The 24,515-nt window shown below is 70.1% G+C and carries 22 protein-coding genes and 2 tRNA genes; 17 read left to right on the top strand and 7 right to left on the bottom strand.

Going from position 1 to position 24,515, the window contains the following annotated elements; genetic code table 11:
- Positions 1-20 precede the first annotated feature (20 nt).
- The 3 genes from trmY (at position 21) to BM286_RS14005 (ending at position 1,696) form a co-directional block, all read left to right on the top strand.
- Positions 21-635, top strand: coding sequence for a tRNA (pseudouridine(54)-N(1))-methyltransferase TrmY (trmY, locus tag BM286_RS14015; RefSeq protein ID WP_092923762.1), 615 nt, complete (start codon positions 21-23; stop codon positions 633-635).
- Positions 636-645: 10 nt separating this feature from the next.
- Positions 646-1,062 carry a CHY zinc finger protein gene (locus BM286_RS14010; RefSeq protein ID WP_174549020.1) on the top strand — a complete coding sequence of 139 codons (417 nt, stop codon included), beginning with the start codon at positions 646-648 and terminating at the stop codon, positions 1,060-1,062.
- Positions 1,063-1,623: 561 nt separating this feature from the next.
- Positions 1,624-1,696 (top strand) — tRNA-Pro (locus tag BM286_RS14005).
- 153 nt (positions 1,697-1,849) lie between these two features.
- On the opposite strand, the gene BM286_RS14000 is transcribed toward BM286_RS14005, so the two are convergent.
- Entirely contained in the window at positions 1,850-5,926 is a 4,077-nt protein-coding gene (locus BM286_RS14000) for a pentapeptide repeat-containing protein (protein WP_167603421.1), read from the bottom strand.
- A gap of 124 nt (positions 5,927-6,050) precedes the next feature.
- Between BM286_RS14000 and BM286_RS13995 the strand changes: the two genes are divergently transcribed.
- Positions 6,051-6,845, top strand: coding sequence for a DUF429 domain-containing protein (locus BM286_RS13995; RefSeq protein WP_092923756.1), 795 nt, complete (start codon positions 6,051-6,053; stop codon positions 6,843-6,845).
- A 42-nt stretch (positions 6,846-6,887) separates the two neighbouring features.
- On the opposite strand, the gene BM286_RS13990 is transcribed toward BM286_RS13995, so the two are convergent.
- Positions 6,888-8,237, bottom strand: coding sequence for a sodium:calcium antiporter (locus BM286_RS13990; RefSeq protein ID WP_092923753.1), 1,350 nt, complete (start codon positions 8,235-8,237; stop codon positions 6,888-6,890).
- 141 nt (positions 8,238-8,378) lie between these two features.
- Here BM286_RS13990 and BM286_RS13985 point away from each other — a divergent pair, with 141 nt between their 5' ends.
- Positions 8,379-9,080, top strand: coding sequence for a TVP38/TMEM64 family protein (locus BM286_RS13985; RefSeq protein ID WP_092923750.1), 702 nt, complete (start codon positions 8,379-8,381; stop codon positions 9,078-9,080).
- 81 nt (positions 9,081-9,161) lie between these two features.
- Here BM286_RS13985 and BM286_RS13980 read toward each other — a convergent pair whose 3' ends face one another.
- Together BM286_RS13980 and BM286_RS13975 are read right to left on the bottom strand one after the other, a co-directional pair.
- A complete protein-coding gene (locus BM286_RS13980; protein WP_092923747.1) occupies positions 9,162-9,584 on the bottom strand; it encodes a GtrA family protein in 423 nt (140 codons plus the stop codon).
- Complete coding sequence (locus BM286_RS13975) at positions 9,584-11,110, bottom strand: sulfatase-like hydrolase/transferase (RefSeq protein WP_092923744.1); 1,527 nt, start codon at positions 11,108-11,110, stop codon at positions 9,584-9,586. The genes BM286_RS13980 and BM286_RS13975 overlap by 1 nt, the downstream gene beginning before the upstream one ends.
- A 156-nt stretch (positions 11,111-11,266) precedes the next feature.
- On the opposite strand from BM286_RS13975, the gene BM286_RS13970 reads away from it, so the two are divergent.
- Together BM286_RS13970 and BM286_RS13965 are read left to right on the top strand one after the other, a co-directional pair.
- Positions 11,267-12,223, top strand: coding sequence for an alpha/beta fold hydrolase (locus BM286_RS13970; RefSeq protein WP_092923741.1), 957 nt, complete (start codon positions 11,267-11,269; stop codon positions 12,221-12,223).
- Between the two features lie 127 nt (positions 12,224-12,350).
- Entirely contained in the window at positions 12,351-12,626 is a 276-nt protein-coding gene (locus tag BM286_RS13965; RefSeq protein ID WP_092923738.1) for a DUF7553 family protein, read from the top strand.
- A 38-nt stretch (positions 12,627-12,664) separates the two neighbouring features.
- Here the strand turns inward: BM286_RS13965 and BM286_RS13960 are convergent, their stop codons facing one another.
- The gene (locus tag BM286_RS13960; RefSeq protein WP_092923735.1) at positions 12,665-13,192 is read right to left on the bottom strand and encodes a hypothetical protein; all 528 of its coding nucleotides are present in this window, start codon (positions 13,190-13,192) and stop codon (positions 12,665-12,667) included.
- Between the two features lie 83 nt (positions 13,193-13,275).
- On the opposite strand from BM286_RS13960, the gene BM286_RS13955 reads away from it, so the two are divergent.
- The 4 genes from BM286_RS13955 (at position 13,276) to BM286_RS13940 (ending at position 16,190) form a co-directional block, all read left to right on the top strand.
- Positions 13,276-13,350: transfer RNA gene (locus BM286_RS13955), tRNA-Val, on the top strand.
- A gap of 140 nt (positions 13,351-13,490) precedes the next feature.
- A complete protein-coding gene (locus BM286_RS13950; protein ID WP_092923732.1) occupies positions 13,491-14,981 on the top strand; it encodes a carotenoid oxygenase family protein in 1,491 nt (496 codons plus the stop codon).
- A 109-nt stretch (positions 14,982-15,090) separates the two neighbouring features.
- Positions 15,091-15,396, top strand: a complete 306-nt coding sequence (locus BM286_RS13945) for a hypothetical protein (protein ID WP_092923729.1) — start codon at positions 15,091-15,093, stop codon at positions 15,394-15,396.
- 74 nt (positions 15,397-15,470) lie between these two features.
- The gene (locus BM286_RS13940; protein ID WP_092923727.1) at positions 15,471-16,190 is read left to right on the top strand and encodes an SDR family NAD(P)-dependent oxidoreductase; all 720 of its coding nucleotides are present in this window, start codon (positions 15,471-15,473) and stop codon (positions 16,188-16,190) included.
- A 429-nt stretch (positions 16,191-16,619) separates the two neighbouring features.
- Here BM286_RS13940 and BM286_RS13935 read toward each other — a convergent pair whose 3' ends face one another.
- On the bottom strand, positions 16,620-17,360 hold the full coding sequence (locus tag BM286_RS13935; protein WP_092923724.1) for a competence/damage-inducible protein A: 741 nt from the start codon (positions 17,358-17,360) through the stop codon (positions 16,620-16,622).
- Positions 17,361-17,450: 90 nt separating this feature from the next.
- Between BM286_RS13935 and BM286_RS13930 the strand changes: the two genes are divergently transcribed.
- Both BM286_RS13930 and BM286_RS13925 read left to right on the top strand, forming a co-directional pair.
- On the top strand, positions 17,451-19,916 hold the full coding sequence (locus tag BM286_RS13930; RefSeq protein ID WP_092923873.1) for a penicillin acylase family protein: 2,466 nt from the start codon (positions 17,451-17,453) through the stop codon (positions 19,914-19,916).
- Complete coding sequence (locus BM286_RS13925) at positions 19,913-20,251, top strand: hypothetical protein (RefSeq protein WP_092923721.1); 339 nt, start codon at positions 19,913-19,915, stop codon at positions 20,249-20,251. Before BM286_RS13930 ends, BM286_RS13925 begins: the two co-directional genes overlap by 4 nt.
- 3 nt (positions 20,252-20,254) lie before the next feature.
- Here the strand turns inward: BM286_RS13925 and BM286_RS13920 are convergent, their stop codons facing one another.
- Positions 20,255-20,620 (bottom strand): cupin domain-containing protein, encoded by a 366-nt coding sequence (locus BM286_RS13920; protein WP_092923718.1) that lies wholly within the window; start codon positions 20,618-20,620, stop codon positions 20,255-20,257.
- Positions 20,621-20,793: 173 nt separating this feature from the next.
- Between BM286_RS13920 and BM286_RS13915 the strand changes: the two genes are divergently transcribed.
- The 4 genes from BM286_RS13915 (at position 20,794) to BM286_RS13900 (ending at position 24,455) form a co-directional block, all read left to right on the top strand.
- On the top strand, positions 20,794-21,684 hold the full coding sequence (locus BM286_RS13915; RefSeq protein WP_092923715.1) for a DUF7260 family protein: 891 nt from the start codon (positions 20,794-20,796) through the stop codon (positions 21,682-21,684).
- A gap of 86 nt (positions 21,685-21,770) precedes the next feature.
- On the top strand, positions 21,771-22,811 hold the full coding sequence (locus BM286_RS13910; RefSeq protein ID WP_092923712.1) for a ring-cleaving dioxygenase: 1,041 nt from the start codon (positions 21,771-21,773) through the stop codon (positions 22,809-22,811).
- A gap of 120 nt (positions 22,812-22,931) precedes the next feature.
- Positions 22,932-23,789, top strand: a complete 858-nt coding sequence (locus tag BM286_RS13905) for a TatD family hydrolase (protein WP_092923708.1) — start codon at positions 22,932-22,934, stop codon at positions 23,787-23,789.
- 84 nt (positions 23,790-23,873) lie between these two features.
- Positions 23,874-24,455 (top strand): DUF2150 family protein, encoded by a 582-nt coding sequence (locus BM286_RS13900; protein WP_092923705.1) that lies wholly within the window; start codon positions 23,874-23,876, stop codon positions 24,453-24,455.
- Positions 24,456-24,515 lie beyond the last annotated feature (60 nt).

Here is a 24,515-nt window from a genome sequence, read left to right as displayed (position 1 = left end):
ATCCGGGGCGAGCCACGGACATGCGCCAGTTCGTCGTCGTCGGCCGCGACGTCCCCACCGACCCCGACGCGATCTCGCTGTCGGACATCCCCGGGGCCGGGCGGCTCGACCTGCTTTGCCGGTGCGTGAGCGCCGGCGTCTTCCTCTCGCACGGGATCCGCGAGGCGGTCCGGGTCCACCTCGTGATCGCCGACGAGTTCACGGTCACCTTCGACGCCGACAGCCTCAGACGCCTTCACCCCGACGAGCGCAACGTCGCCGCGCGGGTCCGCGACGCGCTCGACGCCAAGGCGGACGCGATCGGCCACATGCCCGCGGACGTCTCGCCCGGCGTCGAACTCCGCCGGATGGGCCTCGACGCGACGCTCGACCGGCTCGTCGGCGGGGACGGGCGCGGGCCGGACGGGACGCTCGTCCAGCTCCACGAGGACGGCGATCCGCTCGTCGACGCCGAGCCCCCCGAGGATCCCGTGTTCGTCCTCTCGGACCACCACGACTTCGCCGAATCGGAGGCCGATGCGATCGCCGGCCGCGCCGAGCGGCGACTGCGCGTCGGGCCCGAGCTGCTCCACGCGGACCACGCCGTCACCGTGGTCCACAACTGGCTCGACACGGACGGGTATGCCAGCTACTGACCCTCCGGCGATGTCGACCGACCCCTCCGACCGCGAGACGACGACCGCGCCCGACACCGACCCGCGCTTCGAGGTGCCCCTGCGTGGAATCGACATCGACCCCGAGACGCGCTGCGCGCACTGGGACGACCCGGTCGACGTGGTCGCGCTCCGGTTCGGCTGCTGTGGGACGTACTACCCCTGCGACGCCTGCCACGACGCGGCCGCCGACCACGAGGCGGTCCCGTGGCCCCGCGAGCGCTTCGACGAGCCGGCGGTGCTGTGCGGCGCCTGCCGGACGACGCTCACGGCCCGCGAATACCTCGAGGCCGACGACGACGCCTGCCCCGCGTGCGGCGCCGCGTTCAACCCCGGCTGTCGGAAACACCGCCACCGGTACTTCGAGGTTGAGGGTTCGGACGACGGAGACGGCAACGACGATTTATAAATAAGGACGCGGTGCGGTGGCGCGTGCCGACGAGCGCCCGACAGGGCGCGAGTCGCACGCGCGAGGGACGCGGCGAACGCGAGCGGCGAAGCCGCGAAGCGTGAGCCGCGAGGCTGGGGAGGCGTGAGGCTGCGGTGCGATCGCGGTCGGGTGGGACTCAAAGGGGCAGCCGCGAGGCCGACGTAGGCGACACAAGTACCGCAAGGAGGGAGCGTTAGCGACCGACTGTGTATCGCAGCGAGCGTACGTCGGCCTCGCGGCTGGGGCTTTGGTGGTGTCCACCGAGGATCCGAGATCAACCATTTATAAGCGAGCGGCTGGGGCTTTGGTAGTGTCCACCGAGGATCCGAGATCAACCATTTATAAGCGAGCGACTGGGGCTTTGGTGGTGTCCACCGTCTATCTGCTTTTCTGACACTTATAAATGAACGAGGGATCTTCGGCGGTGCCCGTGGCTGCCGTCAATCCTCCCAGACATCATTGATCCGCATGCTGACTGTACCTCTCCGATCGCCCCCCTTTCGGAAGGATTAAAAGAACGAGCGGCCTTCAATCGAGTGCGGGCCGGTGGGGTAGCTTGGTATCCTTCGGCCTTCGGGTGGCCGTAACCACGATTCAAATTCGTGCCGGCCCACTTCCCGCATATACTTTTTCCAGCCTCTACTGACAGGTATCCGCGGCCACGTGGGTGTCTCAACGGGCCGCCCCGAGGCGTCTCAGTGGATCGTTTTGAAGCCGAGACGGAGCGCTATCGATCGACGCCCCGTTCGCGATCGGTCACCGAGCGTCACCACGACACGCGGCGACCGAGGACGAACACCACGAGCGCGACCAGAAGGGCGCCGAGGAACGACTCTAAGCCCGCGAGGAACCGAGACAGCGTCCCGACGGGCTGGATGTCGCCGTACCCGAGAGTGGTGAACGTGACGATGCTGAAGTAGAGGTTCTTCACCATGATGTCCGCGCCCTCGGGCGTCGCGAGCTGCGAGAGGCCGTCGAGTCCCTCGGTGGTCAGCCCCGCCGCGTCTCCGGACGTCCCCTCCGTGAGCGTCGCGTACATGAAGCTCCATCCGACGACCACGACCACGGAGGCGTAGATGACTCGCCACAGTCGTTCGCCGTAGCCGCAGGACTGGTGCAGCAGGTAGTTTCCGAACCACTTGCCCGCCGAGACGAGTCGCACATCGGGGTCCTGATCCGGGTCTCGAACGAACCGGTAGTTTTTCGCCCGCCTGTACTTCATCTCCTGAACGAAGAACTGCGCGGCCACGTGTCGGTCGCCGACCTGATCCGCGCCGTTTTTGGCCTTCAGGTAGGTGTTTTCGAGGTCGGCGGCCGTCGTCGTCTCACGGAACTCCTCGTCACCGGTCATCTCGTACAGCGCCTCGCTGCTCGGCATCTCCGAGGCATCCTCGGCGTCGGCGATCTCCTCGATGACTGCCCTGTCCAGTCCGGTCTGTTCTTGGAGCATCCCGACGTGATCGACCTCGTCGAAGAGCTCCCCGTCCAGCTTGTCGTCGACCTCGTCCAGCTCGTCTTCGACGGCGAGCGCGTCGATGAGGTCCTGTCTTCCGGGGTTCACGAACTCCGCGTCGTCGACGGTGGTGTGTAGTTGCCAGTTGGCCTCCGCGAGTTCCTGTTTGTAGTTCCCGAAGTCGAACCCGTCGAAGCTGGTGTTCGCGAACCGGAAGTACTCGAAGAGGTCCACGTCGCTCGTCTCCCCGAGGCCGTCGGAAAGTTCGACCGCGCCGAGCTCCGCGTTCGCGAGGTCGTAGGCGACGTCGCCGTCATCCGGGAGCGCGATCGCCCCGTCGGCGATCTCACAGTTCCGCATGTCAACGACCGACCCGTCGCCGGTCCGCGTTCCCAGACACGTGAGATCGGCGAACGTCGACCCGAAGAACGCGGCCCCCGACTCGAAGTTCACGCCGTCGAAGTTCGCCACGCCGCCGACCGTGATCGTCTCGAAGGAGGCCGGCCCCTCGACGACCGTCTGCGCGAACGACGCGTCTTCGGCGAACTCCGCGTCGTCGAACGCACACGCGTCCCGCAGTTCGCACAGCTGGAAGAGCGCGTCTCGCCCGAACGTCGCGTTGCTGAACGTCGTCGGACCCCCGACCGACGTGTCGACGACGTTGACGTCGTCCTCGAAGCGGGCGACGTCGCCGTCGAACTCGCCCTCGACGGTCATCGAGAGTGACAGCTGCCCCTCGAAGCGGCTCGACGAGATGTCCAACCCGCCCTCGATCGTCCCCTCGAAGAACATGACCGTCCCGCCGAACGTGACGGAGGAGAGGTCGCAGTCGCCACCCACGTCGAGGTGGACGAAGTCGGCCTGTTCGCCCACGGACGCGGAACTGGCCTCGAGCGAGCCGCCGACCTCGGCTTCCCGCAGCGTCAGCAGCTCCTCGAACGTCCCGAGCGAGAGGTCCATATCGCCGTCGATTTCGGCCCCCTGGAACGTCGTCACGTCCCCGAAAGAGACCCCACTGAACGCGCAGTCCCCGGCGACGCGCGTCCGCTGGAACGAGAACCGCTTCGCGACCGAGGCGGCGTCGAAGTCGACGCCCCCCGCGGTCAGGTCCTGGCAGAGTACGTCCTGCCGGACCTCGGCGCTCGAAACCGACAGCGTTCCACCGACCCGTGCGTCCGAGGCGTGGATCGTCTTCTCGACGGTCAGCTTCGACGCGGAGACGTCGCCGTCGACGTCGGCGTCCGACAGTCTGAGATTCCTGACCCGGCCGCCCCGGATTTTGATATCGTCTTCGGCCTCGATCGCTCCCATTTTGAGGGAGCGATCACAGACCACGTGTCCGAGGTCGAGTGTCCCCGCGGCGTGTGCGTGCTCGAACGACGCCGAATCGAAGACGGTCCGAGAGAACTCCGCGTGGGCGCCGAACCGCGCTCCCTCGAAGTCTCCGCGATCCGTGAACGTCGCCCCGGTGAACAGCGCCTCTTCGCGGATGGTCGCGTTGTCGAAGGAGACTCCGTCACGGAACTCCGACTTCCCGAACCACGCGTGTTCCATGGTCGTCCCCTCGAAGGACGCCCACGTCTTGAACGTCACCACGTTACAGTTCATCCCGCCGGCGACCCTTCCCCCCTCGAACCAGAGCGGTTGCCCGAACTCTGCCCGCCGACAGTTGATCGACCCCTCGACGGTGGCGTACCTGAGATCGATCGGGTAGTTGTCGGGCCCGTCTACGATGTCGAACGAGAGGTTCAGATCGCCGAACCGAGCGCCGACGAACTCCTTGGGCCCCCGTCCCGGCCGTTGAATCGCTTCGAGGAACGCGTCCCGAACGGCCTCGTCGTCGGTGTCTTCGACCGGGGCGTGAAACAGACAGTACTCGCCGTCTTCCCGCGGACTCCGGTGACAGGTCCAGACGTCGTCGTCCTGCTCCCGCGCGTGTTCTCCGAGGTCGCGTCCGTACGAACAGCCGTCGTCCGGGCGAGCGGCGGGGTCGACGCGCGCGTCCTCGTCCCAGCCCGTCTCGATCGCACCGACCTCGCCGTCCGTCGCCGGGTCGGAAGCCTCGCGGCCGTCTCCCCCGTCGATGTCGAGCGCGGTCCGAACGGTCTCGCGCATCTCCGCGAGGTCGCCGGCGTCGACGCCCGAGACGGCCTCGGCGTCGATCGAGTCCGTCAACGTGAGGAACTCCCGAAGCATGTCGTCGTCGAACGTGGCCAGCGTCTCCGCCCCGGCCGTCTCCATCACCGCCGCCAGCTCCCGGAGCTTCTCGCCCGCTTCGTCGGCCACCTCGTCGCCTGCCGGCGGCTCCACGTCCGTCGCGCTCGCTCCGTCGGCGTCCTCGGCGACCGCTTCTATCTCTCCGTGAACGGCGTCGACGCTGCTCGTGTCGAAGTCCTCGTCGCGGGTACTCGCGAGCACGTCGGCGACCTCGTCGGGGGACGCGTCGGCCAAGCCGTGGAGCGCCTTCTTTGCGTCCGCCCGCGTCTCCCCGCGAGCGTCCGCGAGCAGGTCGACGAGTTCGAACTGCGCCGGCAACACCACGTCGGGGTACTCGGCCACGAGCGCGCGACACGCGCCGACCGCGTGGGCACGGACCTCGTCGTTACTGTCGGTGAGCGCATCGGCGAGCGCACCGCTCGTTTCGGTCACGGCCCCGGGAGCGTCTTCGGATACGGACGCCAGCGCTTCGCTCGCGAGCGCTCGCACGTCCGCATCCGGATCGTCGAGGCGGTCGGCCAGCGGCTCGACGGCCTCGACTACCAAGTGCGGTTGCCGTTTGGCGATCCGATTCAGACACAGCGCAGCGTGGTACCTGACCACGTTGTCCTCGTCGTCCAGCCGGTCGCGGAGCGATTCGGTGTGCGTGGCGACTTCCTCGGGATATCTCAGCGCGAGGCGTGTGAGCGCCAGTGTCGCCTCGTTTCGCTCGGTCGACGTCTCAGCGCCTGTCCGGTCGGCGGCGTCTTCGACAGCTCTCACGCTCGCATCCTCGATGTCGCCCGCGGCGTCGGGACCGAAGTTATCGAGCGCTCTCCCGCATTTCTCGCGGACGTCGCCGTCGCCGTCCGTGAGCCCCCTGACGAGGGGTTCGATCGCGTCTCGACACGCCTCCGGGCGGTTTTCCACGAGCCGGCTGAGCGCGAGCGCGCTGTTGTGTCTGATCACGCTCTGATCGTCGGCCTCGAGCCGTTCGATCAGTGCCGGAAGGGCGTCCAGAACCGCGTCCGATCGCGTCTTTGCCACCCGGCTCAGGACCGTCACCGCGTCGTTTCGAACCGTTGCGTCGTCGTCGTCGAGAAGTGCCACGACCTCCGGAACGTGTTCGACGACCGCGTCCTGATCGCTCGCGGCCGTCTCCGCCCACTCCGAGAGCGGTGCGTCCTCGCGCATGTGTGCCCCGTTCAGAGCGAGCAATATAAGCGTGGGTGAGCTTCGACGACCGCCCGGGGTCGGTCCGGGCTCGCTGTCACTCGATCTGACACGGTTTATTACCGACACCGCCGACGGTGACGACATGCCAACCGAGACCGTCGCGGGCGTCGACTGGGCGGGCGGGGCGTGGCTCGCAGTCGCGATCGACGAGGACGGCGAGCCGGAGTGCCGCCTCGAACGCGACCTCGAAGCGCTGTGGAACGGCGACGACGGCGTCGATCGAATGCTGGTCGACGTGCCGATCGGACTCCCCGACGACGCGGAAACCTTGGCGGCTCGCGAGGCCGTCGACTCGGCCGCGCGGTCGGCGGCAGAGCGCCCGAGCAGCGTGTTCCCCGTTCCGTCGCGGGGCGCGTGCGAGGCCGCGAGGACCGGCGCGGACTACGAGACGGTGAGCGAGCGAAACCGGGTCGACCTCGACAAGGGCCTCAGCCGCCAGTCGTACCACATCGCGCCGGCGGTCGGCGAGGTCGACGCGTTCCTCCGGGAAGACGAGGCGGCGCGTGAGAAGGTGATGGAGGCGCACCCGGAGGTGTGTTTCCGCGGACTCGACGGCAGCCGCCTCGAGCGCTCGAAGACGACGGCGCCGGGCGTCGGGGAGCGGTTGGACGCGCTCGACGGGCACCTCGACGACCCGGGCGCCGCGCTCGGGCGGATCTGCCGGGATCTGGCCGGCGACCCCGAGGCGATCGGTGGCGGGCGCGAGGCCGACGCCGCGGACCCCACCGTCGACGACGCCGTCGACGCGCTCGGGCTGGCGGTCGTCGCGCGCTACCCGGTCGACGAGCTCCGGTTCCTGCCGGCCGGCGCGGAGTACCGAGACGCCGAGGGAATTCCGATGCGGATGGCGTACTGGAGCGCGGCGCCGCTGGCGTGACCGCGCCGACATCGACGGATCGAAAAGCGACCGGAGGCTCGCTCAGTCCTCGCGTTCGGGGAGGGATTCCCGGCGGCCGAACGCGGTCTGTGCCGTCCGCACCGTGCGTCTGACGAGTTCGTTCGCGCTCCGCCGCCGCTTGACGAACAGCGCGATCCCGAGGACCGCGTAGACGGCGGTGAAGGCGTACAGCACCGTCATGCTCAGTTCGGTCGCGGCGGGCTCGGCGTAGGTCCGGATGATGTAGAACTCGGCCATCACCTGCGTGGCGAATAAGACGAGCAGCGCGACCGCCTCCCGGGCGCTGATCTCGAAGTTGACGATGATGGCGATGGCGAAGAAGCTCTGGGCCGCCGTGATCCAGATCTCCGCGGCCTGCTTGGCGTCGAACGAGAGGGTCCCGATCGAGCCGGCCGAGATGGAGTACACGACCGCGAGCGTTCCGATGAGTAGGGTCCACTGGTTGAGCTTCGAGGAGATGAGCGCGTTGAAGCCGGCGGTCGAGCGCGCCTTGTTCACGAGGTACGCGACGACGATCAGCTCGGGGCTCTCGGAGGCGAGCGGCGCGAGCCACTGGATCATGAAGAACTCCGGGATCCCGTACTGGAGCCCCAGCTGCTCGAGCCCCTCGGCGAACGGGTGGACCGCGGTGAAGATGATCGCGCCCGAGAAGGCGAACCCGAACAGGACGACGCCGATCCGGCGCGCCTTCGGGTACTCCTGAAAGTAGGCGGGCACGCCGACGTGAGCGGCCGGCGGTTCGACGTCGCCGCGGATGATGATGGAGATGTACAGGACGAACAGTCCGACGAGGAAAGCGGTGTCAATCGGGCCGATCCCGCCGCTCAGCGGGATGAAGAAGGCGTACGTGGTCGCGACGAGGAGGAACGTGATCTCGGTCGCGAGGTCCCGGTCGAGGGTCACCGCGTCCGTGAGGGTCCCCGACCGTCGTTCGACCGCAGCGTCGTTCGTCGTCGCGGCGCGGTAGATGGTGAACAGCGCGATACCGGACCAGCCGAGCCCGATGAGGATCCGGTTCGCGCCGGTCATGTTCGCGACCGCGAGGTTGCCGGCCGCGGCCGAGCCGGCGCCGGCCTGCCACGCGTACAGCGCGTCGACGGCGTACTCGGGGGCGACGGCGAGCACGGCGAGGACCGCGATCGCGAACGCCTGCGGAACGTCCTTCTCGGCGGTCTCGGCGGCCCACGCGAGCAGGAACGCGGCGCCGAGGATCGATAGCCCGGAGACGAGGACGGCGGCCAGCGGCGTGATGTTCTCTCCCGGATGGACGGTGCCGTACCCGCCGTACGAGAAGAACGTCCCGATCCACGGGAGCGTGACGGCGAACGTCAGAGCGACGGAGACGAGCGGATGTCGGAGCCGGCTGGACATGAATGGGACAGTACCCACGACGGCGAACGAGAACATAAAGGGCCGGACGTTGCGACGGCCGTCCCGGACACGGTCCGAGCCGTCGCAGGTGGTCGTCCCGTTGGCAAGGTTCAAGGCCCTCTGTCACCCGCTATCACCTGAATGCAACTCTTCTCCTCGCGGGCGGACCGCCGGCGGGGGATCGCGGCCGCGGTCGGCGTCGCGCTCCTCGCGGTCGGGCTCTACGTCCTCGTGAACCGGTACGCCGGGTTCATCACCGACGCTGAGGCTCTCCGCACGTGGCTCGACCAGTTCGGGTTCTTCGCCCCCGTCGTCTTCATCGGCATCCAGGCCCTCCAAGTCATCGTCGCGCCGATACCGGGACAGGTCCTCGCCTTCGTCGCGGGGTTCCTCTTCGGGTCGTTTTGGGGAACCGTCTACAGCCTCACCGGCGTGCTGATCGGCAGCGCGGTCGCCTTCTCGCTCTCGAAACGGTACGGTCGCTCCTTCGTCGAGGGCGTCCTCCACGAGGACGTGGTCGCCCGCTTCGACGACTTCGTCGACACGGTCGGCGTCCCGGGGCTGTTCGCGTTCGTCATCATTCCCGGGCTCCCCGACGACGCCATCTGCTTTCTGAGCGGGCTCACCAAGTGGTCGCTTCCGACGTTCATGACCGTCATCGCCGTCGGTCGGCTCCCCGCCTACGTGATAACGGTGTACGCGGGCGGGGAACTCGCGAGCGGCCGGTTCCTCTCGGCGGTTGCGCTCGTCGCGGTCGTCGTCGTCGCGTCCGCCGTCGGCTACTACAAACAGAACGCGGTGCGTGACTTGGTCGAGCGCTTCGAGCCGCGGCTCCCCTTCTGAGCGCCCGCGGACCGTGCTTCTGAGTGCCCGCGGACCGCGCTTCTGAGTGCCCGCGGACCGCGCTCAGAGTCGGCGTCCGCCTCACCCCCACGTCCACTGTGAGTCGAGGACGAAGCGGTAGACCCCGCTGACGAGGATCGCGACCGCGTTCGCGACGAGGTACATGACGCCGACCCACCTGACCAGCGCGGCGAGCACGCCGAGCTGGATCGGGATCGCGGTGCCGCGGACGAGGTTCGTCTTCAGCAGTCCCGAGAGGTAGTCGGCGACGCCGGTGTTCCGGGTCGCGCGAAACGTCCACGCGTTGTTGAGGACGTACGAGCAGACGATCGTGATCTCGATGGCGACCGTCGCGCCGACGTAGAGGTTCAGTTCCGCGATGTCGACGAACAGCCACAGCAGCGCCATCTGGAGCCCGGCCGTGAGCGCGCCGCCGACGACGAAGCGGCGCATCTGACCCGCGATGGGCCCGCTCGCGAGGTCGCGGAGGACCGCTCGAATCATCACTTGTACCCGAGCGCTTCGAGGCGGGCTTCGAGGTCCTCGTCGACCTCGTCGTCGGTCGCCGCGCCGCGCTCGGCGGCCGCCGCGCCGCGCTCGCGCAGCAGTTTCGCGTGGTCGTCGACGACCGGCGCCAACCGGTCGATAACCGCTCGCGCCTCCGCGTCGGGGTCGACCGCGAGGTTCTCCTGTTGGGTCGGGTCGGAAGGGCGATGGTACAGCTCGCGCTCGCCGGCGTCGACGTTCTCGATGTACGTCCAGTCGTCGTCGCGCGCGCTGACGAACAGGTCGCCGTCGGACAGCGATCGAGGGATCGGCTGCTGGGTCACGTCCTCGCCGCGGACGGTGACCGAGACGACGGGGTCGTCGGGGAGCGCGTCGCCGTTCGGATCGCCCGATTCGGACGGAGCGTCGTCGCCGCCGAGCGCCGGCAGGAGCGACTCGCCGTGCCACTCCGGCGCGGAGTCGACGCCGAGCAGGTCGGCGACCGTGGGCGGGATGGCGTCGAGCCCGACGTGGCCGTCGACGCGCCCGCCGTCGAGCCCGGGCACCTCCGCCACGAGCGGGACGTGGATCAGCTCGTCGTACAGCTTCGGGTAGTGTGCGAGGTGGCCGTGGTCCTGGAACTCCTCGCCGTGGTCGCCCGCGAGCAGCACCGCGGTGTCGTCGGCCACGCCCGCGTCGGTCAACGCGTCGAGCAGCCGGCCGATACTGGCGTCGACCTGTCGCACCGTCGCCTGGTACAGCGTCCGGAGTTCGCGAAGGGTCCGCTCGCCAACTTCGAGGCCGAGGCTCGTTCGGGTGTGCGCGTGAAGCATCCGATGGGTGCCGACGATGCCGTCGGAGACCTCGCGGATGTACCGCGGCGCGGGGACGTACGGGGTGTGCGTGTCCATGTAGTGGACCCAGAGGAAGAACGGCTCGTCGGTGTCGTCGACGAACCCGATCGCGGCGTCCTCGACGTCGAACATGCGCGAGGCGTCGAGGAACGGGCGGTCGTCGTCGTCGCCGCGGAGCTTCGACGCGAGCCGGCGGACCGGCGAGGTCGCGAGCTGGATCCACGCTTCGACCGTCGGGTGCGCGGCGAGGTACCGGCTGTAAACGCTGGAACCGACGCTCGTAACGAACGGCTCGAACTCGTCGAATCCGTCGGGGTATCCCCAGTGATCGGTGAGGAAGCCGTTCGCGGCGTTGAACCCCCCGGTCGCGATTCCCGCGTCGGAGAGCACCTCCGCGAGGGTCACCGACTCGTCGACGCCGATATCGCCCGACCGGGCGAACACGGGCTCCGAGGCGAGTATCGAGGGGAACGAGAACGGGGTCCAGTTGCCGGTCGCGAACGCGCGGTCGAACACGGTCCCGGAATTCGCGAGGCCGTCGATAACGGGCGACTGACGCGCTGTATCGTACGGAGAGACGGCGTCCGCACGCAGTGAGTCCACCGTGACGAGGACGACGTTCGAGACGGTCGCGTCGTCGCTCGACGCGTCCGCGTCCGCGGCTGAGGGAGTCGACGAATCGGCTGTCATAGGGCACGTGCGAATCCCCGGAGAACGCGCTCACCGCGGTCGAACGCCGGAGTTCGTTATATACTCGGAATCGCGGCTGCCAGCCGCTTGAGGATTTCGATCCCCCGCACCCCGGGCGAGCGTACCTATTTGCCGGTACCGACACACGGGATCGGTATGGACGACGCCCCCGCTGGCCGGCCGGTCGACGAGGCTGCGCTACCGGAACCGGTCCCCGACGACGAGATACCGGACTCGGTTCCGGGCCGGTCCCGCGCGGTCGAGACGAACGGCGTGCCGCTCCACGTCGTCGAGGCCGGCCCGGAGGACGGGAAGCTCCTGATCTTGCTTCACGGCTTTCCGGAGTTCTGGTACGGCTGGCACGAGGCGATCGCGCCGCTCGCGAACGCCGGCTACCGCGTCGTCGTCCCGGACCAGCGCGGCTACAACTGCTCCGCGAAGCCGCCGGCGGTGCGCGACTACCGGATCGACGAGCTCGCGCGCGACGTCGTCGGCCTGATCGACGCCTACGACCGGGAGACGGCCGCCGTCGCCGGCCACGACTGGGGCGCCGCGGTGGCGTGGTGGCTCGCGCTCCACCACGAGGCCCGCGTCTCGGAGCTGGTCGCGGTCAACGTGCCGCATCCGAGCGTCTTCGAGCGCGCGCTCCGGACCTCGTGGGACCAGCGGCTCAAGAGCTGGTACGTGCTCGCGTTCCAGCTTCCCAAGCTGCCTGAGGCGGTCGCGAGCGCCGGGAACTGGCGGCTGGCGACGAACGCGTTACGCGACACGAGCGCGCCCGGCACCTTCGCGGACGAGGACCTTCGGCGGTACCGCCGGGCGTGGGACCGCGACGGCGCGTTCGAGGCGATGGTGAACTGGTACCGCGCGATCGTCCGCGACCGCCCCGAGCCCGCGAAGACGGCGGTCTCCGTCCCGACGCTCGTTATCTGGGGCGCGCAGGACCGGTTCCTCGCGCGCCGGCTGGCCCACGAGAGCGTCGAGCGCTGCGCCGACGGCCGACTGCTCGCGATCGACGAGGCGACCCACTGGGTCGTCCACGAACACCCGCACCGCGTCGCCGAGGCGATCGCGGACCACGCCGACCCGCTGCCCCCGGGCGCGCGGGAGTGATAGCCGATTCGGCCCGCGGGTCCGACGTTTCGGCGGACCCTTCGGACTCCGATCGACCCGGCGCGCCGAATACTGTCCTCGCAACGCGGCCACAAAGATTATATCTGCCCTCCACCAAAGGACAGATATGAGCAAGCACTTCGAAGACGCACGGTACTACCTCGGTCGAGCGGCGGAACACGCGAAAGCCGGCGTGGTAGAGGAGTTAGAGCCCGTTGAGGCGCGTGTGAAGGAGATCGTCGGTCGCGACGAGGAGGAGGAGCCCGAACCCTCACGGCTGGACAGGCTCCAGGCTGATTTAAAGGAACTCGAGGACCGCGCCGAGGGTGAGGCCCGCGAAGCGGTCGCGTCCGCCCGGAAGCGCGTGGCCGAGTACCGCGGCAAAGACGCCGCCGCGGAGTGACGCCGACCGAACCCGTCGAACGGCCCGAAGACGACGACCTATTTCAGCGGCGGCCCCGTGGTCGCGGCCGCGTCGCCGCCGATTCGCTGCTCGGCGGGTAGCACCGCGTACTCGATGCCCGCGTCCTCGAACAGCGACCGCGCCCGTTCGATGCCTTTCTGCGCGTCGACGTCGGTCGCGCGGTAGTGCCGGATCGGGTGGCGGATCCACGACGGCTCCCAGTGGGCGTACACGTCCGTCGTCGAACGGTCCGAACCGGCGTACAAGGCGAGGTGAAGTTGGTGGTCGCTCGCGAGCGCGCCCTCCGGATACCGCACCCAACTCGCGACGGTGGTCTCCGGAGGCGTCGCGTACGCCCGATACTTGAGCGAGGAGACGAGGTTGCGGACGAACCCGAGCCGGTGGAGCCGCGCCTCGACGACCGGGTACGGCTCGCGGACCGTGAACGCGTACTGCTCGCGGGGCGTCTTCCGCTCGGCGTAGAGGCCGACGAGCGACAGCGGCGCGTGGAGGAGGCTCGCGACGTGCTGGCGGAGCCGCTCGAGGAAGCGGAGTTCGTGGGTCACGGCGGGCGATTCGGGCGCCCCCAGAATGAAGCTTCGGCGTAAGGTAACTCTTAAGTCCGGAGGTCGGATACCTCGACATGGACGGGTTGGTGGTCTAGCTAGGTTATGACGGCTCCTTCACACGGAGCAGGCCGGCGGTTCGAATCCGCCCCAACCCATCCGCTTTCCTGACGTTCGTGAAGGAGCTACTGAGAGGTCAAGGATTCTCATCCGGATCCTCTCGACGGAACGCAGCGGCGATGTAGGAGAGGCAGCGATCGCCGTCAGACCTTAGCCCGCCGCGCCCCCGTAGTCTGCCATGGTCTCGCACGCCGGGTTCCACTCGCTTCACGAGGAGACGACCGCGTCGATTCCGGTCCGGGGCGATCTGCCCGCGTGGCTCCGGGGCAGTCTGATCCGGAACGGTCCCGGCGCGTTCTCGTTCCCGGACGGGAGCGACGTGGACCACTGGTTCGACGGCCTGGCGATGCTGTACCGCTTCACCTTCGATCCGGGGGACCGCGCAGACTCGGTTTCGGGTGGCGACGGCGACGCGGTCCACTACCGCAACCGCTTCCTCCGGAGCGACGCGTATGACGCGGCGACGAGCGGCGAATTCGAGGGCGGGTTCGCCACCGGCGAGACGACCCTGCGCTCGCGGCTGGCGACGTTCCTCGCGGAGCCGTACGACAACGCGAACATCGTCACCGAGCGGATCGGCGACGAGTACGTGGCGCTGACCGAGTCGCCGCGGGGCGTCGGGGTCGACCCGAACACGCTCGCGACGGCCGGCCACGTCGACCGGGAAGGCGACGCGCCGAGCGGCCAGCTCTCCTGCGCTCACTTCAAGCGCGACCCGGCGACGGGGGCGCTCGTCACGGTCGACACCGAGTTCGGACGGACGAGCCGGTACCACGTCACGGCGTGGACCCGAGACGGGGAGCGTCGCCACGTCGGCAGCGTCGACACCGACGAGCCGGCGTACATGCACAGCTTCGCGCTCACGCCCCGGTACGTCGTCCTAACGGAGTTCCCCCTCCGACTCGACCCGCGTCGGTTCCTGAAGCCGGGCCGGCAACCCCCGTTCATCGAACAGTTCGAGTGGGAGCCCGATCGCGGCACGCGGATCGTCGTGCTAGACCGGACGACGGGCGACGTGGTCGCTGACCCGACGACCGACCCGTTCTTCGGGTTTCACCACGTCAACGCCTTCGAACGGGACGGCGGGACCGAGGTGGTCTTCGATCTCGAAACGATCCCGGACGCGACCGCGATCGACTCGCTGTACTTAGAGAACGTCCGCGCCGGCGAGATGGGGACCATGGCGGGTCGGATCGAACGGTTCACCGTCGACCTCGGGTCGGCGATCGGTGCGAACCGATACGGCGGCGGCGACGCGGCGGTGTCCCGGGAACGCCTGTTCGACGGCGGCAGCGCGCTGCCGACCGCGTCGCCCGCGCGCTGGTGCCGCTCTCACCGCTACGTCTACGCGATGGGGATGGACACCCCGGTCACGGAGTGGGCGCGACGCGTCGTGAAGGTCGACGCCGAGACGGACGCGGTCCGGACCTTCGACGACGGCGGCGACTACTTCGGCGAGCCCCTGTTCGTCCCGGCGCCCGACGGCGAGGCCGAGGACGACGGCGTCGTCGTGACCGTCGCGCTCGACGTCGACGCCGGCCGGTCGCGCCTGCTCGTCCTCGACGGCGAGACCCTCTCTCTGCGCGCTCGGGCGACGTTACCGCACGCGGTCCCGTTCGACTTCCACGGCCGGTACTTCCCGGAGCTCCGGGCGAAGCCGGCCGAGTGAACTCGGTCGGGGTTCGTCCGGGTCGCGTCGGTAGTGCTCAATAGCCATCTATCGGCGTACGATGGCCTCATAGTTCGTTTTATGACGGATCGGGACGGCCCTCAGACCCATGGGAGCGAGCGACGTGGTCCGACGGCGATGTACGGTCGCGGCGGAACCGAACCGCGACGGTGGAGTGACGCTGTACGGCGTCGACGGGCGGGCCTACCAGGCTATCGACGCGAGTGAGGGGGTCTGCGAGCGGCTCCGGGAACTCGGTCGCGGAGACACCGTCACGGCCGTGCTGGAGCCGGTCCGATGTCGCGGCGACGGCTGGCGGATCGTCCGGCTCGACGGCGTCACCTCACGAGGCCACCCGCTCGAGCGGACGCCCTCGTCCTCGACGGACGGGGGGGTCGACGGACCGGAGCCCTGAGAGCGGCGCTGCTACGGACGCAGCCGAATCGCCGCGAACACATCGTTTTCAACCGGGCCCCCGTTAGCGGAGACATGACTCGCACGGCAGTGATCGCCGGCGTCGGTCCGGGGCTCGGGGAATCGCTCGCGCGGAAGCTCGCGGCGGAGGGGTGTCGGGTGGCCCTGTTCGCCCGCTCGACGGAGTACGTCGAGGCGCTCGCGGCCGACCTCCCCGACCCGGGGGAGGGGCTCGCGGTCACGACCGACCTCACCGACGTCGACGCGGTCCGGGACGGGTTCGAGACCGTCCGCGAGGCGTTCGGGCCGGTGGACGTCCTCGTCAACCACGCGAGCGCCGCGTCGTGGACCGGCCTGATGGACACGAGCGTCGAGGCGTTCGAGGAGGCGTGGGCGGTCAACGGCCGGGGCGCGTTCGTCTGCTCGCAAGAGGCCGTCGACGACATGCTCGAAACAGGCGGCGGGACGGTGATCTTCACGGGCGCGACCTCGGCGGTGCGGAGCCGCGGCGGCGCGATCGGGTTCACGGCCGCGAAGTTCGCCGCCCGCGGGATGGCGATGGACATCGCCCAGGAGTTCGGCGGCGAGGGCGTTCACGTCGCGCACGTCGTGATCGACGGACAGATCGACTCGCCCGACGCCCGCGAGCGCCAGCCCGACCGAGAGGCGGAGACGTTCCTCGACCCCGACGAGCTGGCCGAGACGTACTGGCATCTCGTCGAGCGGGACGACGTCGGCACGCAGCCGTTCGAGGTCCACGTCACGAACGGGCCGAACCCCTCGGAGTTCATCTAGCGACGCGGGCGCAGATGACGGGGCGTCTGGAACGACGCCGTGACGCGGTCGGAGTCGGACTCGGTGACGCGGTCGGAGTCGGACTCGGTGACGCGGTCGGAGTCGGGGTCGCAGTCGGGGGAGTACCGGGGCGACGCGTCTGTACGCCGGGGCGCACCGGTCGCCAGCGGTCCGAGGCGTCTGTCAGAACGTGATGATCTCGTCGTCGTCGTTCTCCGCGAACTCCGTGGCCGCCTCCGAGGCGTTCGCGAGGCGACCGTAGTCGGCGTGCGACTCGTCGCCGGCGAGGACCACGGTTGCGGCGCGTACCGTCGTGTGTCCGGATGAATCGCACTCGTACGAAACCCGACCGGGGCCGTGTGTTCGGACCGCCGGACCGACCACGAACGCGGGCAGACGGTCCCCGGACGGGTCCGACGTGACCCGTCCTCACCAGTCGCGCGACACCGGCGTCTCGCTCGCGTTGGCGTTCTCCAGCAGCCACGCCGCGGCCGCGTCGAGCGCGTCGTCGTCGGTCGCGGTCACCTTCAACCGGTTGTGGGCGGCCTCGCGGTCGGGGTAACAGCCGACGGCGACGTCGAACCGCTCGGCCGCCTCCGCTAAGGCGGCGATGATGTTCGACTCCGGCTCGACGGTGTACAGGAACCGCGAGCGACGGTCGCCCGCGAACTCGTCCCCGACCGTCTCGAACGTCGCCTTCAGCTCGTCCGGAATTCCCGGCATGACGTAGACGTTCTCGACGACGCAGCCCGGCGCGAGTCCCGCCTCGGTCACGAGCGGTCGGCTCCCCGCCGGGACCGCCGCCTCGGCCGCGACGTCGACGTCGAACTCGCGGTCGGGCACCCGCTCGCGGATCGCGGCCAGCCGCCGTTCGACCGACTCGCGCGTGAGGTCGGTGACGACCATCTCGCGGTCGAACGCGTCCGCGACCGCCTCCACCGTCACGTCGTCCGGGGTGCTCCCGATGCCGCCGGTGACGATCACCGCGTCGAAGTCGTCGGCGTACTCCCGGACGCGCGCCGCGATCTCGGCCCTCTCGTCCGGGATCGAGAGGATCCGCTTCACGGCGACGCCCCGGTCGCTCAGCTCCGCGGCGAGCCAGTTCGCGTTCGTGTTCACCGTGTCGCCCGAGAGCAGTTCGTCCCCGACCGTGATCAGCGCGACCTCCATCGATCGGCCGTACGGCCGGCCGACGGATGTACGTTTCCCGCGCCCGATCCGATCCAAATTATAATGAGGGATCGCGGCCTCGGTCGGGAGGTGACGCGCGATACCACGCGCCGCGCGGTCCTCGCGAGCGCCCTCGCGGCCGGCACGGCCGGGCTGGCGGCGAGCGACGCGGCCGACCTCCTCGACTCGTTCGCCCCGCTGTCCGGCGAGACGTGGGACGCGGCCGACCGGTCGCTCCCGGAGACCGTCGAGAGCCCCCACGGGGCGGCGAGCGTCTCGCGCGACGAGTTCGGCGTCCCGCGGATCGAGGCGGACGAGGAGCCAGCCGCGTACTTCGCGGTCGGCTACTGCCAGGCGTTCGACCGGCTGTTCGCGATGGACCTCCAGCGCCGCGCCATGCGCGGCCGGCTCTCCGAGGTCGTCGGGGAGGCGACCCTCGACAGCGACGAGTTCAACGTCGCGATGGGGTTCGCCGACGCCGCCGAGGCCACGTGGGGGGTCGTGGCCGAGACCCGCGCCGGCCCCCTCGTCGAGGCGTTCGCGGACGGAGTCAACGCGGCGATGAGGGACCTGCCGCTCCCGCTGGAGTTCGAGCTGATCGGCTACGAGCCCGCGCCGTGGACCCCCGTCGACTCGATGCTGATGGAGAAACAGATCTCGTGGACGCTCACCGGGAACTTCGGCGAACTCCGGCGCGCGCTCGTCGCCGACCGCCTCGGTGCGGAGCGCGCGGCGACGCTGTTTCCGAGGCGGTACGACCACGACGAGACGATCCTCGACGGGACCGAGACGCGGCTGTCCGAAGCGGGGGCGTCCGCACTCCGCGGGGCCGACCGCGCTTCGGTCCGCTCGCCCGTCGATTCGCTCGGATCGACCGATCCGGTCGGCCCGGTGCTGACCGACTGGCTCTCCGGCTTCGAGTCCCCGACGGGCGTCGGCTCGAACAGCTGGGTCGTCTCGGGCGAGCACACCAAGAGCGGAACGCCGATCGTCGCGTACGACCCGCACCTCTCCTTACAGGCGCCGCCGCTGTGGTACGAGCAGTCGGTCGACACCCCCGAGCGGTCGGTCCGGGGCGCGACGTTCTCCGGCGTCCCGTTCGTCATCGCAGGCGCGAACGACCGCGGCGCGTGGTCGTTCACCAACCTCGGCGCCGACGTCCTCGACTGCTACCGGTACGAGATCGACGACGCGGGCGACCGCTACCGGTACGACGGCGAGTGGCGCCCGTTCGAGACCGACGAGCGCGAGGCGATCCCGGTCGCGGGCGGCGAGGACCGCGAGCTCCGCGTGCGCCGCACCGTCCACGGACCGCTGATCGAGCGCGAGGGGCGCACGGTCGGCGTCGCGTGGACCGGCCACACCGCGACGCGCACCACGGCCGCCATCGAGGCGTACGGGCGAAGCGAGGGGATCGACGACCTGCTGGAGGCGACCCGCGACTTCGATCTGCCGACCCAGAACCTCGTGTACGCGGACGCGGACGGGCGGACGCTCTACTTCGCGACCGGCCGGCTCCCGATCCGCCGTATCGACGGCGAGGTCGTCGCCGGGGATCGGATCTTCGACGGCTCCGCGGGCGAGGGGGAGTGGGAGGGGTTCGAGCCGTTCGGCGAGTCCTCGTGGGACGGCTTCGTCCCCTTCGCGGAGAAGCCGCACGCGATCGACCCCGACACCCTCTCGACGGCGAATCAGCGCCCGATCGACGACCCGGTCCACTACGTCGGCGTGCACTACGCGGCCCCGTACCGCGGCGCGCGGATCGCCGACCGGCTCGACGACGCGGTGGGCGGGGACGACGCCGACGACCCCGGGAGCGGGACCGGCGCCACGGACCCCGACTTCCACCGCGCGCTCCAGAGCGACGTTCGCGACGGCCGCGCGCCGGAGTTCGTCCCCGAGTTGGTCGCCGCCGTCCGCGCCGGGGCCGACCCGGATCCGGCGCTCGTCGACGCCGCGAACGCGCTCGACGAGTGGGAGTACCGGATGCGGCGCGACTCCCGCGCCGCGCTGCTCTTCGCCCGCTACCTGCCGAAGTTCCGCGAGCGCGTCTTCGACCCGGCCTTCTCCGACGCCGACCTCGGGGAGGCGTACTACCCGAGCGACTGGACGCTCGCGCGCCTCCCCGACGACGACCCGCTGTTCGACGGGCGTTCGCGTGCGGACCTCGCGGTCGAGGCCCTCCGCGACGCGCTCGACGAAACCGACGAGGCGGGCTGGGAGGCGTACGGGGACTACAACACCACCCGGGCGATGGACCACCCGCTGGGCGGTGAAGCGCCGTTCCTGAACTACGAGGAACTGCCCGCCGACGGCTCGTCCGCGACCGTGAAGAACTACCGCGTCGAGTCCGCCGTCGGGTCGAGCTGGCGCATGGTGGTGCGCCCGGGGACCGACGCGACCGCGGTCCTGCCGGGCGGCAACTCGGGCGACTACTTCTCCGAGCACTACGACGACCAGCTCCGGCGGTGGCTCGACAACGACCAGCGCCCGATGCCGCTCGGCGCCGGCGGCGGGCCGACGGTGCGGTTCGAGCCGACGGAGGAGTCGCGATGAGCGGCTCGCCCTCGCTCCTGGACCGCGTCAGGACGGAGCCGCGACCGCACGCCGTCGCGCTCGTCGCCGCGACGGCGGTCGGCGTCGCGCTCGCGTCGGCCCACTGGCTCGGGCTGATCGCGGCCGGTGCCCTCGCCTCGCTCGCGGCGCCGACGGTCCGTCGCGGCGTCGCGTACGCGCTCGGCGCCGGCGTGACCTCCCTCGTCGCGTTCGCGGTCTCGCTCGGCCCGGCGGCCGCCGCGGTGCCGGGGATGCGGCCGGTCGTGTACGTCGCGGTCGGCGCGGGGCTGGGGCTGCCCCTGTTCGGGTCAGTCGCGCGCGCCGTCGCGCCGTGAGGATCAGTCGAGCCGTTCCGGCTCGGTCACGGTCTCGTCGCTCTCGACGTTCCCCGTGTTGCGCGTCTCGCTCGGCTCGAACAGCACGACGTCGGCCTCGGGCTCCGCGACCGGACGGTGTTCGGTCCCGCGCGGGACGATCGTGAACTCTCCCGCCTCCAACACCGCGTCGCCCGCCTCGCGGAACTCGATCCGGAGCCGCCCGGAGTGGACGAAGAACAGCTCGTCGGCCGCCTCGTGTCGGTGCCAGACGAACTCGCCGTCCGCCTTCGCGAGCTTGACCGCCTGCCCGTTGAGTTCGCCCGCGAGCCGCGGCGACCACGTCTCGTCGAACGAGTCGAACGCCTCGGCGAGAGAGACCTTCTCCATGGCCACGCTCGGCGGCGGAGCGGTAAAGTTGCTGTCCACCGGCGCCGGCGATCGGGCGGCCGCGGGTTCGACGGCGAAGAGATATATACCGCTCCGGAGCGGTCCGAACCGCTCTGGCGGCCGCGATACCCCTCATATAAGCGTTTACTACGGGGCTCGGCGTACGGCGGCGTATGGCAGCCACTCACGCGGACGAGGGGAACGACCCGGTCCGTGCGGCGCGGGCCGCCCTCCGGATCGAGCGCCGCCGGACCGTCGACGAGCGGGAGGCGCTTCGGGCGTTCCGCGGTCGCGTGTCGTCGATACCCGACGAGAGCGTGAGCACCGGTCCGTCGGACGCCTCGGGGGGTGACGGATTCGCCGGTGTCAGAGGCCTAGCCGGCGGTTCGGTGAAGGGTTCCGTCGGGGGCGCCGGCCGCGGGACCGCCTCTCCCGGCTCTCGACTCGTCGCGGTGCGGGACGCGTACCGAGCGACGGTGATGTCGGTCCCGCACTACGAGGCGGAGTACGACGACACCTACGAGCGGAGCGTCGTCGAGGAGTTCGGCCCCGAGCTCGCGTACGCGCTCACCAGGACGGACTACTTCCACGAGGAGTACAAGCGCTCCCTGCTGAGCGCCGCCGAGACCGCGGTCCAGGAGCGCGAAGCGTTCCTCGACGCGCTCGAATCGGAGACCGAGTCGGTCGAGCGCGCCGAGTCCCGACTCGACCCGATCCGGACGGAGATCGAAGCGATCCGCGACGAACTCGGCGGCGACGCCGAGCCCCGGAGCGAGAGCGACGACGAAACCGAGGCCGGAACGCCGGGGTTCGGCGCGCTGGACGCCTGTCGGACTCGAATCGAGGCGCTCCACGGGGACTGCGACCGGATCGCGGCCCGCCGCCAGCGCGTGCTCGCGGAGCACGAGCGGCGGCTCGCGCTGAGCGACGACGTCGACCTGCCGGCGTACTGCTACCAAGACCTCGACGTCACCTACCCGGTCCTCGCCGCGGTCGGCTCGGTCGGCGAGCGACTGGACGGGCTCCGCGACCGGATCGAGCGGGCGATGGCGCGGACGCGGTGAGCCGTCGGTCCGCTCCGCCGCGGCCGAGGACCCGGTAACATCCGTGTCCGCGCCGATTCAAGTCCCTGGGCCACGTATCGGGTACTATGACGGACGAATCCGATTCCACCGACGCCGGCGCCGAGGGCGCGGCGGGAGACGGCCCGACGCCCACCCCCGGAATCCACCACGTGACCTGCGTCGCGGGCGACCCCCAGCGGAACCTCGACTTCTGGGTCGAGACGCTCGGCCTCCGGCTGGTGAAGCGGTCGATCAACCAGGACGACCCCGGCACGTACCACTTCTTCTACGGGGACGCCGAGGGCACCCCCGGCACCAGCATGACGTTCTTCCCGTGGACCGACCTCCCCGAAGGCGAGGTCGGCGCCGGGCAGGTCTCCCGAACCGCGTTCCGCGTCCCCGAGGGGAGCCTCGGCTACTGGGAGGAGCGGTTCGACGAGCGCGGCGTCGACTACGACGCCCGCGAGGAGCGCTTCGGCGAGACGGTCCTCCCCTTCCGCGACCCCGACGGGCTCCCGGTCGAGCTGGTGGCCGTCGAGATCCCCGACGACGACCCGACGACCGCGTGGACCGCGTTCGTCCCCGAGTCGGCCGCGATCCGCGGCTTCCACTCGGTGACGCTGTGGCTCGACGACGCCGAGCGCACCGAGGGGCTCCTCGAAACGATGGGGCTGACCGAGTCCGAGTCCGGGGCGGACGCCGCGACCGGTAACGACCGAACTCGCTTCGCCGCGGGCGGCGCCGTGGGCAAGTACGTCGACGTCGTCGAGACGGACCGGCAGGGGAGCTCGGGCCGCGGCACCGTCCACCACGTCGCGTTCCAGACGCCGACCGACGCCGACCAGTCCGGGACGCGCGACGCGGTGGCGTCATTGGGATTACGCCCCACGGAACAGATCGACCGCCACTGGTTCCGTTCCGTCTACTTCCGCGAGTTCGCCGGCGTCCTCTTCGAGCTCGCCACCGCGGACCCGGGGTACGCGAGCGACGAACCGCTCGACGCGCTCGGGGAGCGCCTGGTGCTACCCGGGCGGTTCGAGGACCGCCGCGACGAGATCGAGGCCGGGCTCGACGACGTGACGGTGCCGAGGCCGGAGACGGAGTTCGCCGCGAACCGCGCCGACTGAGCGGCGTCTCGGCGCGCCACCCCGGGCTGAACGCGATCCGCCCGCCCGAGACCGATCCCTCCCGAGACCGATCCCGCCCGAGACCGATCCTTCTAATCGCGCGCGGTCGAACGGGCGCCCATGACCGAGGATCTCGGCACGCCCGTGCTGGACGATCACCTCCACCTCGACCCGCGACACGGGCGGGGGATCGAGGCCGTCGAGGAGTTCGCGCGGCTCGGCGGCACCCACCTGCTCGTGGTGAACAAGCCCTCGTGGCTGCTCGGCGTCGAGCCCGACGAGCCCGAGGAGTTCCGGGCCGTCTTCGAGGAGACGCTGGAGACGGTCGCGGCCGCGACGGAGGCGCTTCCGGGGCGCGCGTGGCCCGTCCTCGGCGTCCACCCCGGCCTGATCAGCCGGCTGGTCGACGAGCGCGGCTTCTCGCCGGAGGACGCCCGCGACCTCATGCGCGGCGGCCTGAAGGTCGCGAGCGAGTACGTCGCGGACGGCGACGCGCTGGCGCTGAAGTCCGGACGCCCCCACTACGACGTGAGCGACGCGGTCTGGGAGGCGTCGAACGCGGTCACGCGCCGCGCGTTCGAGCTCGGCGCCGAGGTCGACTGCGCGGTCCAGCTCCACACCGAGGCCACGGAGGACCTGACCGACCTCGCCGCGGTCGCGGAGGCGGTCGGCCTCGACCCCGCGAACGTCGTCAAACACTACGCCGCCGGCGAGCTGGCGGGCGTCACGCCGAGCGTGATGAGCGACGAGGAGCGGTTAGAGCGCGCCGCCGAGTCGGGCGAGCCGTTCCTGATGGAGACCGACTACGTCGACGACCCGGACCGGCCGGGGATGGTCCTCGGGCCGAAGACCGTCCCGCGGCGGGTGCGCTGGCTGCTGGAAGAGGGGCACGAGGAGGCGGTCCGGCGCGCGCACGTCGAGACGCCCCGGGACGTGTACGGGATCGACACCGAGTCGACGCTCGAACGGGAGCCCTGAATCCGGGATTCTCACGGGTGAGACGCGGTCTCGCGCGGCGATCGATAGGAAAGGCATTTGAGTAGTCCGGGCGACGTACGGGACATGACCGACGACGACGCCGTCGAAACGTTCTATACCGACGAACGCTGGCAGAACTGGCTCGACAGGCTGGCCGAGGAGGACCTCGACCCCGAGAACGAGGACTCCGCGCGGCTCCTCCTCAACCTCCAGGACGACGCCGCCATCGCCGTGGTGAAGGTGCTGGCCGCGTTCGACGACGACCGCATCGACGAGGACCGCGCCGTCGAGGAGATCCACGACATCCGCGACATCGTCCTCGCAGACGTCGACTTCGACGACGAGGACAAGGTGATGCTGATCGACGGCGTCCAGACCTCGCTCGTCCCCGTCTTCTACGCGGCCGAGGAGTACGTCGTCGGCGGCGTCGTGGAGGGCGACGTGAGCGAATTCGTGCGCGCGGCCGCCGAGGCCGAGGAGGGCGACGACCTCGACGCCGCGCTCGGCTACGTCGTCCAGGCCGGCACGCGCGTCATCGACGGCGAGGCGCTCGACATGGAGCTCGTCGAGGACCTGGCGTACGGGCTTGTCTCCGAATGGGTCAACGGGCTCGACTCGCTCCAGTCGGCCATCGAGGACCCGGAAGTCGTCGAGGAAGAGGACTAACGGCGTCGGCGGACCCGTCCCCGCCGGGTCGATCGAAGTGAAGTGTTTTCAGCGCACGTA

The sequence above is a fragment of the Halorubrum sodomense genome, from assembly GCF_900111935.1.
Taxonomy (GTDB): Archaea; Halobacteriota; Halobacteria; order Halobacteriales; family Haloferacaceae; genus Halorubrum; species Halorubrum sodomense.
This window is presented reverse-complemented; position numbering and strand designations above follow the sequence as displayed.

Excerpts from the sequence above, each read along its gene's own strand:
- trmY (WP_092923762.1), top strand. The coding sequence starts at position 21 with ATGCGCCAGTTCGTCGTCGTCGGCCGCGACGTCCCCACCGACCCCGAC.
- BM286_RS13900 (WP_092923705.1), top strand. The coding sequence starts at position 23,874 with ATGACCGACGACGACGCCGTCGAAACGTTCTATACCGACGAACGCTGG.
- BM286_RS13945 (WP_092923729.1), top strand. The coding sequence starts at position 15,091 with ATGGGAGCGAGCGACGTGGTCCGACGGCGATGTACGGTCGCGGCGGAA.
- BM286_RS13980 (WP_092923747.1), bottom strand. The coding sequence starts at position 9,584 with ATGATTCGAGCGGTCCTCCGCGACCTCGCGAGCGGGCCCATCGCGGGT.
- BM286_RS13925 (WP_092923721.1), top strand. The coding sequence starts at position 19,913 with ATGAGCGGCTCGCCCTCGCTCCTGGACCGCGTCAGGACGGAGCCGCGA.
- BM286_RS13950 (WP_092923732.1), top strand. The coding sequence starts at position 13,491 with ATGGTCTCGCACGCCGGGTTCCACTCGCTTCACGAGGAGACGACCGCG.
- BM286_RS13970 (WP_092923741.1), top strand. The coding sequence starts at position 11,267 with ATGGACGACGCCCCCGCTGGCCGGCCGGTCGACGAGGCTGCGCTACCG.
- BM286_RS14010 (WP_174549020.1), top strand. The coding sequence starts at position 646 with ATGTCGACCGACCCCTCCGACCGCGAGACGACGACCGCGCCCGACACC.
- BM286_RS13920 (WP_092923718.1), bottom strand. The coding sequence starts at position 20,620 with ATGGAGAAGGTCTCTCTCGCCGAGGCGTTCGACTCGTTCGACGAGACG.
- BM286_RS13935 (WP_092923724.1), bottom strand. The coding sequence starts at position 17,360 with ATGGAGGTCGCGCTGATCACGGTCGGGGACGAACTGCTCTCGGGCGAC.
- BM286_RS13990 (WP_092923753.1), bottom strand. The coding sequence starts at position 8,237 with ATGTCCAGCCGGCTCCGACATCCGCTCGTCTCCGTCGCTCTGACGTTC.
- BM286_RS13965 (WP_092923738.1), top strand. The coding sequence starts at position 12,351 with ATGAGCAAGCACTTCGAAGACGCACGGTACTACCTCGGTCGAGCGGCG.
- BM286_RS13915 (WP_092923715.1), top strand. The coding sequence starts at position 20,794 with ATGGCAGCCACTCACGCGGACGAGGGGAACGACCCGGTCCGTGCGGCG.
- BM286_RS14000 (WP_167603421.1), bottom strand. The coding sequence starts at position 5,926 with ATGCGCGAGGACGCACCGCTCTCGGAGTGGGCGGAGACGGCCGCGAGC.
- BM286_RS13910 (WP_092923712.1), top strand. The coding sequence starts at position 21,771 with ATGACGGACGAATCCGATTCCACCGACGCCGGCGCCGAGGGCGCGGCG.
- BM286_RS13940 (WP_092923727.1), top strand. The coding sequence starts at position 15,471 with ATGACTCGCACGGCAGTGATCGCCGGCGTCGGTCCGGGGCTCGGGGAA.
- BM286_RS13985 (WP_092923750.1), top strand. The coding sequence starts at position 8,379 with ATGCAACTCTTCTCCTCGCGGGCGGACCGCCGGCGGGGGATCGCGGCC.
- BM286_RS13995 (WP_092923756.1), top strand. The coding sequence starts at position 6,051 with ATGCCAACCGAGACCGTCGCGGGCGTCGACTGGGCGGGCGGGGCGTGG.
- BM286_RS13905 (WP_092923708.1), top strand. The coding sequence starts at position 22,932 with ATGACCGAGGATCTCGGCACGCCCGTGCTGGACGATCACCTCCACCTC.
- BM286_RS13975 (WP_092923744.1), bottom strand. The coding sequence starts at position 11,110 with ATGACAGCCGATTCGTCGACTCCCTCAGCCGCGGACGCGGACGCGTCG.